This window comes from Planococcus donghaensis (assembly GCF_001687665.2).
Classification (GTDB): domain Bacteria; phylum Bacillota; class Bacilli; order Bacillales_A; family Planococcaceae; genus Planococcus; species Planococcus donghaensis.
Genome location: NZ_CP016543.2, coordinates 2887890 through 2899554 on the forward strand (window position 1 = coordinate 2887890; position 11665 = coordinate 2899554).

An 11665-nucleotide genomic window follows, 5' to 3' on the forward strand; every position below is an offset into this window, starting at 1 on the left:
TGTTCAGCAGATATTTTAGTTTGTTTCGCCATTCCAATTCAACATTCCGCCGTCCATGTTCGTAACATTGTAACCTTGATTTTCAAGGAAACTAGTTGCTTGACCACTGCGTCCACCTGAACGACAAACCATAATGTATTCTTGGGATTTATCAAGTTCGCTCATGCGAGACTCCAATGTTCCTAAAGGAATATTGATCGCACCTGAAATTTTACCTGCTGCAACTTCGTCTGTTTCACGAACATCGATCAAATTGATTGATTGGTTACTTTCCAATAATTCTTGAACTTCTTGAGTTGTCATGGTTTTCATGATAAATCTCTCCTTTTATCTGCGGTAAGTGCTCATTCCGCCTCTAATGTTTGTAATTGCGGTAAAGCCATTTTTTTTCAATAATTGGCTTGCTTTGCTGCTGCGCATTCCACTTTGGCAAATAACGAATGTTTCTTTATCTTTTGATAGTTCATTCATACGTTTCGGGAGTTCATTCAATGGAATGTTTTTAAAGCCTTTAATGTGATTTCCTTTGAATTCACCTGGTGTTCTTACATCAATATACTGCTTATCTTTTTTACCAAGCTGTGATTTCATTTCTTCTGTGGAAATCGACTGAACTCCTTTAGTAGGTGTCGTAAATCGATAAACCAACCAAAGAACTGCCGCTCCAATTATGACCCATGTAATCCATTCCATCGTGCATCTTTCCCTTCATATTTAAGTTTAATTAAATGAATAGGTTAACGTGCCCGTCTTCTGCATCTCCAAGATAAGCTGCAACTCCTGCATACTCAATGTTATCAAGTAGCTCTTCTTTTTGAAGTCCTAGAAGATCCATTGTCATTGTGCAAGCAATCATTTTTACATCTTGTTCTTCTGCCATTTCAATTAATTGTGGCAAAGATAATGCATTGTGTTTTTTCATAACTTGTTTGATCATTTTCGGGCCCATTCCACCGAAATGCATATTTGATAAACCAAGTTTATCTGCACCTCTTGGCATCATTTTCGAGAACATTGTTTCTAAACGACCTTTTTTCAGCTCTGGTGGATTTTCTTTTCTTAATGCATTTAATCCCCAGAATGTGTGGAAAATTGTTACTTCATGATCGTATGCCGCAGCACCGTTGGCAATAATGTAAGCCGCCATTGCCTTGTCATAGTCACCGCTAAATAATACGATCGTAGTTTTCTTTTGCTCTTGTGCCATTGTATTGCCTCCATTTAAATTACCCGTAGGGGTATTTATTTTTTCAAAAAAAATAACGTTTTATAGTGACGCCGCACTTTTTATACCCTACAGGGTATGTTAAAGCATATGTTTTTGATTGTCAAACATTAATTTTCTATCTGCTCTTTACGAGTAAGTCTACAGCTTCTTTTACCATGCTTTCAGTACTTTCACCTTTTTCTATGCTTTCACGTACGCATGATTCTAAGTTATCGCTAACGATTACTCCAATAGCACGATCTACTGCACTTCTTACTGCTGAGAGTTGCATAACGACGTCTCTGCATTCGCCTTCGCTCTCAACCATTTTAATTACACCGCGTAGCTGGCCTTCTATTCTTTTCAATCGGTTTTCAACAAGTTTATCGTATTTCATATCGATTATGCCTCCTATTAATAAAATAAAGGATATCTTACTTACCCCTTATTTTATACCCCTTAGGGTATGCAGTCAACACATTAGCTTACGATAAAAATCTCTTTAACATAAAGACCAGCTCGGGTGCATATGTGCATATCTAATTACACAGACTGGTCAATACATTTGATCAATCGTTGTTCAATGTCTTCTGCAATCGATTTAATATTTTGGTCTTCTACCATGCCAATCAAAGCAGTTGGTTTTGGCATTCCAATTTTCACACTGTCGCTTTCTTTGTAAACAACGATTTTACAAGGCAGGAAGTAGCCAATCATCAAGTTTTCAGATAGTACCCGATTTGCTTCTTGCGGATTACAAACTTCTAAAATCGTATAAGGAGTATCGAAATCTTCCCCTTTTTCTTGAAGCTTCGCAGTTAAATCAAAATTCCAAAGTACGCCGAACTTTTCTGCCTTTAAGTTTTCTTCTAAAGCTTCAACGGCCTCGCTCACTGATTTAGATGTATCGACTGTGTAATTGAACATATATAAGTTCCTCCTCATGTTTTTTCGCTCTACAAGTACCCTACCCCGTATAAAATCGGTTAAACATAAGAAACCTCAGTTCAAGCTTTTATCTATTCACCAAATAAATGCTGCCCATGTAATTGCGATGGCGAGGATAACCAAGCTTGAATAACTGCCGACAATTATTTGTTCTTTAAATGAAAGAGCGTTTTTTTGAAAAGCTAAAAATGTGGTTGGTGAATGAATTGGTAATACTGTAACACCACCAATAATCATAATCACTAAAAATGCACTCGCTATAATCGACAAGTCAAGAATACGTGCATAATTCATAATGATAGGAAAAATAATAATCATTGAAGTCGAGGGTACGACAAATAAAAAACGTAACACAAAAATAAAACCAGCAATAAAAACAAAATTGCCAACCTCTCCGAGCCCTTCTGGTAAAAAGCTCATCAATTGTTCAGCGAGCACGAGTGCTGTCCCATTCATTTCAATTACGTAACCAAGTGAAAAGGAAGATCCTATTAGTAAGAAACTTTCCCAATCATAGTTTCTTATCGTCTGATTGGTTATTAACCCATTAATCGGCATTCCATAATACCCTACTAACAAGAGAGGGGCCAATACTAACGGCACTTGTTCATGATCTAAAACAATCCAACTAATAATCATCATGCCAAAAGGTACGATCACCCACCAAAAACGTGGCGGGAGTTTTTCATCATTCATTTTAGGAACTTCCCAATTAGTAGCGCCCCTAGCGTCATTTTGCCCCTTAAAGTAAAACCAAACGCTAAAACTAATAACTAGCATTGCGATCCAAAGTGGTGGAGCAATGCGTAAAAACCATCCGAGCCATGAAATTTCAGTATTTCCAAAATCCTTCAATAGTTGCGCCGCCAAAATTGGAAATCCACCGCCGGTAAACACCACCATTGTTGAGTTTTGATTGAACATTCCTATTAAGTACATGCAGTATTTACGAAATAAGCTTTTTTGTCCAAAGCCGAACTGAACGTTTAGTTGTTCAATAATGGGCTCGAGTATACGAAATCGTGCCACAGCTGACGGCAAAAAAATAGGCATCCATAAAATAAGCAGAGGCAATCCGAACAAGATTGCTCGAAATCCACCCCTGCTAAATTTCATAATAATTTGCGCAAACACTCGATCTACTCCTGCTGTTACTAAAGCTGATGATATAAGAGATAGTACTAATATAAAGTATAGAGCACTAGAAATAAAACCTGTAAAAGCTTCTTCTGGCTCGCCTACCACACCAAACATCAACATCAATCCAATCAGTACAAAACTCGATGCCGCAATAGGCAATGAACTGATTGTCCAAAAATAGATGGCAATACCCAACAATAGCAGCGTTAATTGCTGCTGCAGTGAATACGCAGAGGCAATATCAGGATATATATAGTAGATACTAGTCAAACTCAACAGAAAAAACAGACTCCAAAATCGAAATTTTGAAAGAGCCACACCATCCCTCCTTACATGTTAGCTAGTTTGCGACGGCTTCTCCATTTTAGAAGACCGGGAATAACTAGTGAGAAGAATGCAATCAAGATTAATGATAGTGGCAAAGGACTGTTAACGAAGATGGCTAAATTCCCATTAGAAATAGTCATCGATTGTCTGAATGCTTGCTCCATCATTCCCCCTAAGATAAATGCCAAGATAAACGGCGGGGCTGGAAAAGAAAAAACTCGCATTGCAAAACCAAGTGCCCCGAAAACAAGAAGCATATAAAGATCAAATACGTTAAAACTAATCGAATACACGCCGATTAAACTAAACATAATAACCAATGAAATCAATAAAGGCCTCGGAATGCTCAATATCTTCGCTAAGTAAGGAATAAGCGGCAAGTTCAAAATCAATAGAAAAATATTCCCTACATACATACTGGCAATAATTCCCCAAAAAATCTCTGGACGATCCGTCATTAACAATGGTCCAGGCTGAACGCCTAATACTAGAAATGCGCCTAGCATAACCGCTGTTGTGCCAGAACCTGGAATACCTAGACTTAATAAAGGAACAAACGCGCCACTTGTAGCCGCATTGTTTGAACTTTCTGGAGCGGCTAACCCTTTAATAGAACCTTTTCCAAATTCCTCTGGATTTTTTGAAATTCGTTTTTCAAAGATATAACTAATAAATGAAGCGATTGTTGCACCTGCACCTGGCAGTACGCCGAGGATAAACCCAACAAATGATTGACGGGTCATTGGGCCGCTCATTTCTTTCAAATCTGCTCTTGTCACTTTTAAGCTGCCAAGTTTTTGATCATCACTCAAGCTCCGATTTTTCCGATTAAGCACTAACATGCAGACTTCTGCAATAGCAAACAAACCAAGTGCAATAATTAAAAAGTCAAATCCGTCAAACAAATTTACATTCCCAAACGTAAATCGTTGTGTCCCAGTTTGCGGATCAATTCCGATAGTAACGACCATTACCCCAGCAACTGCAGCGATCATCGCTTTTATCGTAGAACCTTCAGATAAACTGGAAATGGCGGTTAACCCCATAAGCATCAATGCAAAATAGGCAGGTGGGCCAAACGAGATGGCAACACTTGATAAGGCTGGGGCTAACAACATCAGCATAATAACAGAAACCGTTCCCCCGAAAAATGAAGCAATCGCAGCGATGGCTAGTGCTTTCCCAGCCTTTCCTTGTTGCGCCATTGGGTAGCCATCAAAAGCTGTTGCCACAGTTCCTGAAATCCCAGGAGCATTTAAAAGAATCGAGGAAGTCGATCCCCCAAATACAGCGCCATAATATACTCCGGCCATCATGACAAGTGCAGGCGCTGGATCCATTCCATATGTAATCGGAATCATAATGGCTATGGCACTAATGGGTCCAAGCCCTGGCATCATGCCGATTAGCGTACCGACTATAACACCGATCAAAACAAACAAAATTCCTTCCCAGCTTAAAGCGACTTGAAAACCTGTTATCATTCCATCAAAAGCATTCATAAAGTCCACACCTCCTATATTGGTAAAATGCCTTTAGGTAGCGAAATTCCTAAAGCAAAAACAAAGATCACATACATCCCTAAAGGAAATAAGATTGAAACAATAATGTTGGATTTCCATTTGGTATATCCTAAAAACCATGAACAGAAAAAGATGAAAATTGCAGTCATAATGACAAATCCAATGATTTCAAATAATAAAATATAAAGAAAAATCATGGCAAAAACAGCTAGTAAAACCAATAATTCTTTTTTAGGAATATTGCGTTTCTCTTTTTCCGCCTCGGTTTCAATAGCTTTAGAGAAAAAGAGAGCAACAGATAAAATAATCATTAAGATGCCTAGTCCTTTTGGTATCACATCGGCATCTACTGGTGCATATGGATAATTCGGTAATTGAAAGCTTAAAAACAAATAAATGGCTGCTATAACAAATAAGATTAGAGCTATTCTTCGATTGATGGTTAACGGCAAGTGGAACGCCTCCTTTATACTGAAAAGAAAGAAACCGAATAATTGTTATTCGGTTTCTAAATTCTTTAGTTTCCTAACCCAATTTCCTCTAATAACACTTCAATTTCTTTGTATTCATTGTTTAAAAATTCCTCGTATTCTTCTGAACTTAAGTACATTTCGTTCCAACCATACTTTTTGCGCACTTCAGCAAATTCTTCAGATTCACTTAACTCTTTGAATTTTTCTTCGTAGTAATCCACTGCCGCCTGATCCATGTTTGGCGGTCCAAAGAACCCGCGCCAGTTGATAAAGCTTTCATCAATTCCTTGTTCGATAGCTGTTGGGAAGTCTGAAAGAATTTCGCCTTCCATTCGTTCTTCGGCTGTCACACCAAGAACTTTGATGTTTCCAGCACGCACTTGTTCTACCACTTCTCCAACACCTGTAGAAAATACATCAACTGATCCGTTTAATACCGATGTTAATGCTCCACCATCTTGGTCAGATACATATTTGATTTTCTTTGGATCTACACCTGCTGCTTTGGCGATGCGAACAAATTGCATATGATCCATACTTCCGGGAGATGATGTTCCTACGACCGTTACACTCTCAGGATCTTCTTTCATTTGATCAAACAAGTCATTCAAATCTTCCCATTCGCTATCTGCACTTACTGCAAATGCGCCATAATCTGCAATCATATTTGCTAATGGTGTAAAGTCTTCATGACCATACTCAGACTGTCCATTTAACGGGACAAACATTAAGGGTGGCGAAGAAACAAATAAATTATAAGGACTGTCATCTTGACCCTGAATATATGCCCAAGCAATGGCTCCACCGCCACCTTCTTTGTTGATAACGGTCATGTTCTTTTCAATAATTCCCGTTTCACCAAAAACTCTTGCCACTTCACGAGCTGTCGTATCCCAGCCGCCACCAGCTCCAGCCGGTGCTACCATTTCGATATTTTTTGAAGGCTCGAATGCCCCAGCTTCACCTGTATTCGCATTCGTAGATTCTTCTGAGTTACATCCAGCAAATACGAAAGCACTTGCTGCTAAAATTGTCGTAAGCATTGTTTTTTTCATTCGATTTCCTCCTCGTTTTTTGATTAACTTGAGTATAACTTTGAATTTTCAGAATGTAACCGTTTGCAAAATAAGCTATTTAAAGAGTTTTGTGTTCTTTTTGTTCATAAAGTTCACGAAAAAAAGACTGATGAATAGCATCAGTCTTTACTGTCGAAAAAATTTACATAAGCAGTTTAAGATGGCCTTAACCCGTGCTGGTGTCTTTTTTATAGACGAGTCAAAGAATCTTGAGAATTTTCTATAGATGAAGAGCGTACAAAAGAAAAATAGGAGTGAGTCTGGGTTGTCCACATACACAAGTTTATGAAGTCTCAAAACCGTGCTGATCGCTTTGGGGATGACTCCCGCAAGAAGCCAGGAAAATCGCCTGTCTTCTTGCTTCGTCTACCCCGTAGACGCGCCAGCACTAGTGTCTTTTTTATAAACGAAACGAATAAAGAAGAGACTGATATATAATATCAGTCTTTTTTCATGTAATAATGTCGCTCAGGTCTTCCTACAATTCCATATGCTAATTCCGCGTAACATTCTTCAATCGTTACAAGGTGTTCTAAGTACCGACGAGCGGTTGTTCGTGAAGCGCCCATTTGTTCGCCCATTTTCTCAGCCGTAATGCCTAATGTGTTTCCTGTTAAGACGTCTCTTACCTTTTCTAACGTGAGAGGATCGATTCCTTTCGCACCGATCGTTGGCTTTTGAACAAGTTTTACACCAAAAAAATCATCTAAAAAATGCTGATCAATGTCTTGTGTGTTTTGAAGCGTTTTTTTACCTTCTATGTAGTTCATGATTGTGGAGACAAATCTTTCTAATGTCGCCGGCTTAATAATAATGCCTTTTACCCCTTTCCGTATAGCTTGCTCTACATATCCTTTATCGTTTTCAGCAGATACTAATATGACATCTGTTTGTGGACTTAAAGTACGTATGTCATCGATCAAATCAATTCCCAATCCATCCGGCATATAATTATCCAATATAACCAAATCGATTTTTTGCTCTTGTATGGCCTTTAAGGTTTCTTGACAATTGCTAGCTTTGCCAAGCAATTGTGCTTCGGGGATCTTCTTAAGAAATTGTTCATGGATATTCGCTACGCGAAAATCATCTTCAGCAATATATACTTGTATCATTAACTTTTCCCACTTTCTTATTTCGGCAAAAAGACTGTAAAAACCGTGCCTTTTTTCAGCTCTGAGCTGACTTCTATCGTTCCTTGTAATTTTTCAACTGCTTGTTGCACAATTGTCAATCCGTATCCTCGATCTTTTTTTCCAACTTTTGTTGAAAACCCTAGCTTAAATAAGTCTTCCATGTGTTCCGCTGGAATTCCACGGCCCGAATCTTCTACCTCGATAACTAAATCGCGGCCTAAATCAGTAACGAAAAAAGAAACTTCTTTAACAGGTTGTTGCACTACTTCTTCAATTGCGTTGTCTATCAAGTTCCCTAAAATGTGAATCAGCTTAGCAATATCAAAGTGATCCGGAAGTTCTTCTAAAGAGCTATTTTCGTCAATGAGCAGTTCTACTTTATTTTCTGATGCTTTGCCCATTTTCCCTAATAAGATTGCTTGAACTTTTTTATCCTTAATGTGGTCGAGCATATATTTTGTCTGATTTTCATGAATTTTGGTTTCTTGTTGGATCAACTCGATGGCTTCATTCTTTTGTTCGAGCTGCAACAATCCGGATATTGCATATAGTTTATTGGAGTATTCATGTGTTTGAGCCCGTAATCCTTCTGAGTATTGCTGAATTTCTGATAAAGTTTCCAACACTTCCTGAATATCGGTTTTTTCACGAAAAGTTGATACTGCACCTACAATTTCATTTTTGTGCATAATTTGGGTCCGATTAATAATCAGCACTTTGTTGCCAATAAGCATTTCTTCGTTGCGCATCACTTTATCTGGTTGCAATGCTTCTTTCATTCGTGAGTGAGGAAGAACATCAGCAATATCCGAATTAATAACGGCTTGTGTAAGTCCCAGCATTTTTTCGGCAGATTGGTTGATTTCAGTAATTCTTCCCCGATTATCAATAGCCACTACTCCCTCTACTATGGAAGAAAGTAACGCTTCACGATCTCGGTACATCGCTGCTATTTCCCTGGGCTCTAATCCCATAGTTTCTTTTCGAATATTTTTGGCTAACAGAATACTACCAACTACACCAAGTGCCAGAGCTAGCAACACAAACTTTAAAAGCTCTAAGCTTTTTTGAAGAATGATTTGCTGTACGTCTTCTAACAAGTAACCAACTGAAACTAGTCCAACTACATTTCCGTTGCTATCAAAAACGGGTGCTTTTCCGCGCAAACTCGGACCGAGTGAACCTTGAGCTTCAGATGTATAAAATTCGGCATTTAATAATGCACGTTCATTGTCGCCTCCTACCATAGCTTTGCCAATCTTCGACGGAGTAGGATGAGAATAGCGAATACCATCTGTATTCCCCACCACAATAAATTCTGCTCCCACTTGTTTTCTCATATACTCAGCTATTGGTTGAATCGTCTCTGCTGGGTTTTCATCGTCCATGGCCTCCACCACACTAGGCATAACTGAAATGCCAATTGCAGTTTCAAGTGCACGGGTTCCCACGTTTCCTTTCGTGTCACCCACTTCGTTATAAATAACAATGCCTCCAAAAAAAACAGTGACAAATAATATCAACGACATACTTAATAGTATAATTTTTGTTTGAAGCGATAAATTCTTCATACTCTATACTCCCACAAGATACTGAATTTTTAATATTTGTAGTCTATCACACTTTATGTAAAGAAAAAGCTCATTTTCAAGACAATTCAAACAAAAAAACTTCATCCCCTAATAGAGGATGAAGCAAAGAATAAGGCTTTAGTTTTCTTTTTGAATATCTGCCTGCAACTCAATTTCCACATTGCCTTTGATCGCACGTGTAATCATGCATGAACTTTCGGCTTTTTCTGCTAGCTTTTGCGCTAGCGCTAAGTCCTTTTCTGTCGCGTCACCTTTTAACACCAATTTAGGCTTATGAATAATACGCTTGTACGTAATGACGCCTTTTTCAACTTCGACAATTCCTTCTGACTCCATGGTGAGCGATTGTTTTTCTAATTTACTACGCTCCATCATGGCAGCAAGCGTAATAATGTAACACGTCGCCGCTGCACCTAAGAGCATCTCGTCAGGATTCGTACCGACTCCTGGTCCGTCCATTTCTGGTGGGATCGAGATGTGTGTTTTTAAATTACCTGTTTCAATTTCTCCTACATCGTTACGAAGACCTGGCCAATTCGCCTTTAAATGAAAGCTATGCAATGCCATTACACTTCTCTCCCATCTTTCATCTCTTCAATACGCGGCATCGCTGTTAAAGCACCTGCTTTCGTCGCGCAAAGAGCTCCCATTCGATTCCCAAAGTCAGCACACTCTATGACGTCCTGCTGTGTTTTAGGGAATCCGTTTAAATAGACGTGACGAATAATCCCTGCCATAAATGCATCTCCCGCTCCTGTCGTATCGACAGGTTGTACAGGAATAACCGGCACATGGATTGTTTGGTCTTGAAAAACCGCATAAGTACCATTTTCACCATCAGTTACAAAAACCAACGGAATCGCATTGCCAGATAATCGTTCAATTCCCTCTTCGAGTGAATCTGTTTTCATTAAAAATGCAAGCTCTTCTGTTGTTAGCTTAATGATATCGGCTGTAGGTAAAAATTTCATAACAATTTGACGGCAATGTCCTTCGCTTTCCCAGCGCAGTGGTCGAATGTTCACGTCATAGGAACAAATAACATTATGCTCTTTTGACAGTTCAATCGCCTTTCGTGTGGTCGCCCTCGCCTCTGGATGAAAAAGAGTTCCTGAACAAAAATGAAAGCCACTAGCTTGCTCAAAAGATTTGGTGTTTAATTGTGTTTCCGTCACTTGAAGATCCGGAGTTTCATTCACATACGAAGCAAATACTCGATCAAACTCAGGCGTCAAATGAATATAAACGCCACTGACTCTTTTTTCAGGCACCGTAATTGCGTGTGTTAAATCGACCCCTTCTCTTACCAATTCATTGCGTACAAAAGTAGAGGTCTCATCGTCCCCCGTGATGGTGATGAAGTGTGAAGGTATGCCTAACCGACTAACGCCTGCAGCTACATTTACTGTAGCTCCGCCGAGATGGCGATTAAATGAGGTGTTAGTAGTGTCTGTAGCGATATAATCTACAAACGCATCTCCATATGTGAGTATGTACTTATTTTTTTTCATGCGTAATTCTCCTTTGTGTTAAAAACCTTCTTCATTGATATACTAGTAATTGGATAAATTTCAACTAGCATCAGAAGACTTCATAATATGAGTCTGTACAATTATACTCTCCATTTTTACAGGCAAGACCGCTTTTCACTAAGTAAAAGGAGGTTTCCACCTTGGAAATCAGTATACGACAGGCACTTCCTGGCGATGCAAAAAAAGTCGCACCTCTTATTATCAACGCTATCGGTAAAATTGCAAACCATATGACCGCAGAAAAAGATTCTGTAACCGTACGCGAAAAAGTTGAAGATATGGTGCGTGGAGAAAATACACGTCATAGTTACCACTATACATATGTAGCCACTTTAGCCGGGGACATTGTAGGCATTTTAGTTCTTTATCATGGCAACCAAGCAGAAGTTTTAGACCGTTATTTGATGGAGCAATTGAAAAAGCAAGGACATGAGCGAATATTTGAACCTGAAGCGCATCTAGACGAATGGTATATCGACACTGTTTCAATCGACCCTCCTTATCAAGGACAAGGAATTGGCTCAAAACTACTTGATTACGCAGAAGAACTTGTATCATCTAGTGGAAATAGTAAGCTTTCGCTCAACGTCGATGTGGACAAGGAAGGGGCTATTCGTCTTTACAAACGTCTCGGGTATTCTATTGCTGAACCGTGGATGATTATTGGCGAGCCTTTCCATCACATGGTGAAAATCATTTCTTAAAGCCTAT

14 protein-coding genes are annotated in these 11665 nt (G+C 39.0%); 1 reads left to right on the forward strand and 13 read right to left on the reverse strand.

Annotation, left to right across the window (positions count from 1 at the left end; genetic code table 11):
- Positions 1-15 precede the first annotated feature (15 nt).
- The 13 genes from BCM40_RS14210 to BCM40_RS14270 form a co-directional block, all read right to left on the reverse strand.
- Positions 16-312 carry a rhodanese-like domain-containing protein gene (locus BCM40_RS14210; protein ID WP_065525314.1) on the reverse strand — a complete coding sequence of 99 codons (297 nt, stop codon included), beginning with the start codon at positions 310-312 and terminating at the stop codon, positions 16-18.
- Between the two features lie 15 nt (positions 313-327).
- Entirely contained in the window at positions 328-693 is a 366-nt protein-coding gene (locus BCM40_RS14215) for a rhodanese-like domain-containing protein (protein WP_065525313.1), read from the reverse strand.
- Between the two features lie 31 nt (positions 694-724).
- Complete coding sequence (locus BCM40_RS14220) at positions 725-1207, reverse strand: DsrE/DsrF/DrsH-like family protein (RefSeq protein ID WP_065525312.1); 483 nt, start codon at positions 1205-1207, stop codon at positions 725-727.
- Positions 1208-1343: 136 nt separating this feature from the next.
- Complete coding sequence (locus BCM40_RS14225) at positions 1344-1604, reverse strand: metal-sensitive transcriptional regulator (RefSeq protein WP_065525311.1); 261 nt, start codon at positions 1602-1604, stop codon at positions 1344-1346.
- Positions 1605-1750: 146 nt separating this feature from the next.
- A complete protein-coding gene (locus BCM40_RS14230) occupies positions 1751-2134 on the reverse strand; it encodes a DUF302 domain-containing protein (protein WP_065525310.1) in 384 nt (127 codons plus the stop codon).
- A 96-nt stretch (positions 2135-2230) separates the two neighbouring features.
- Positions 2231-3613, reverse strand: a complete 1383-nt coding sequence (locus tag BCM40_RS14235; RefSeq protein ID WP_065525309.1) for an SLC13 family permease — start codon at positions 3611-3613, stop codon at positions 2231-2233.
- 11 nt (positions 3614-3624) lie between these two features.
- A complete protein-coding gene (locus BCM40_RS14240) occupies positions 3625-5124 on the reverse strand; it encodes a tripartite tricarboxylate transporter permease (RefSeq protein WP_065525308.1) in 1500 nt (499 codons plus the stop codon).
- A gap of 14 nt (positions 5125-5138) precedes the next feature.
- Positions 5139-5597 (reverse strand): tripartite tricarboxylate transporter TctB family protein, encoded by a 459-nt coding sequence (locus BCM40_RS14245; protein ID WP_065525307.1) that lies wholly within the window; start codon positions 5595-5597, stop codon positions 5139-5141.
- A gap of 65 nt (positions 5598-5662) precedes the next feature.
- Complete coding sequence (locus BCM40_RS14250) at positions 5663-6673, reverse strand: Bug family tripartite tricarboxylate transporter substrate binding protein (protein ID WP_065525306.1); 1011 nt, start codon at positions 6671-6673, stop codon at positions 5663-5665.
- A gap of 461 nt (positions 6674-7134) precedes the next feature.
- Positions 7135-7809, reverse strand: a complete 675-nt coding sequence (locus BCM40_RS14255; RefSeq protein WP_065525305.1) for a response regulator — start codon at positions 7807-7809, stop codon at positions 7135-7137.
- A gap of 17 nt (positions 7810-7826) precedes the next feature.
- Positions 7827-9401 carry an ATP-binding protein gene (locus tag BCM40_RS14260; protein WP_065525304.1) on the reverse strand — a complete coding sequence of 525 codons (1575 nt, stop codon included), beginning with the start codon at positions 9399-9401 and terminating at the stop codon, positions 7827-7829.
- A 138-nt stretch (positions 9402-9539) separates the two neighbouring features.
- Complete coding sequence (locus tag BCM40_RS14265; RefSeq protein WP_065525303.1) at positions 9540-9989, reverse strand: OsmC family protein; 450 nt, start codon at positions 9987-9989, stop codon at positions 9540-9542.
- Complete coding sequence (locus tag BCM40_RS14270; RefSeq protein ID WP_065525302.1) at positions 9989-10933, reverse strand: carbohydrate kinase family protein; 945 nt, start codon at positions 10931-10933, stop codon at positions 9989-9991. The genes BCM40_RS14265 and BCM40_RS14270 overlap by 1 nt, the downstream gene beginning before the upstream one ends.
- A gap of 161 nt (positions 10934-11094) precedes the next feature.
- On the opposite strand from BCM40_RS14270, the gene BCM40_RS14275 reads away from it, so the two are divergent.
- Positions 11095-11658: a GNAT family N-acetyltransferase gene (locus BCM40_RS14275; protein ID WP_065525301.1), complete on the forward strand. Its 564-nt coding sequence runs from the start codon at positions 11095-11097 to the stop codon at positions 11656-11658.
- The last annotated feature ends 7 nt before the right edge of the window (positions 11659-11665 follow it).

What these genes read in the sequence shown, in the direction of transcription:
- BCM40_RS14210 (WP_065525314.1), bottom strand. Translation starts at nt 312, where the DNA reads ATGAAAACCATGACAACTCAAGAAGTTCAAGAATTATTGGAAAGTAAC.
- BCM40_RS14215 (WP_065525313.1), bottom strand. Translation starts at nt 693, where the DNA reads ATGGAATGGATTACATGGGTCATAATTGGAGCGGCAGTTCTTTGGTTG.
- BCM40_RS14220 (WP_065525312.1), bottom strand. Translation starts at nt 1,207, where the DNA reads ATGGCACAAGAGCAAAAGAAAACTACGATCGTATTATTTAGCGGTGAC.
- BCM40_RS14225 (WP_065525311.1), bottom strand. Translation starts at nt 1,604, where the DNA reads ATGAAATACGATAAACTTGTTGAAAACCGATTGAAAAGAATAGAAGGC.
- BCM40_RS14230 (WP_065525310.1), bottom strand. Translation starts at nt 2,134, where the DNA reads ATGTTCAATTACACAGTCGATACATCTAAATCAGTGAGCGAGGCCGTT.
- BCM40_RS14240 (WP_065525308.1), bottom strand. Translation starts at nt 5,124, where the DNA reads ATGAATGCTTTTGATGGAATGATAACAGGTTTTCAAGTCGCTTTAAGC.
- BCM40_RS14250 (WP_065525306.1), bottom strand. Translation starts at nt 6,673, where the DNA reads ATGAAAAAAACAATGCTTACGACAATTTTAGCAGCAAGTGCTTTCGTA.
- BCM40_RS14255 (WP_065525305.1), bottom strand. Translation starts at nt 7,809, where the DNA reads ATGATACAAGTATATATTGCTGAAGATGATTTTCGCGTAGCGAATATC.
- BCM40_RS14260 (WP_065525304.1), bottom strand. Translation starts at nt 9,401, where the DNA reads ATGAAGAATTTATCGCTTCAAACAAAAATTATACTATTAAGTATGTCG.
- BCM40_RS14265 (WP_065525303.1), bottom strand. Translation starts at nt 9,989, where the DNA reads ATGGCATTGCATAGCTTTCATTTAAAGGCGAATTGGCCAGGTCTTCGT.
- BCM40_RS14270 (WP_065525302.1), bottom strand. Translation starts at nt 10,933, where the DNA reads ATGAAAAAAAATAAGTACATACTCACATATGGAGATGCGTTTGTAGAT.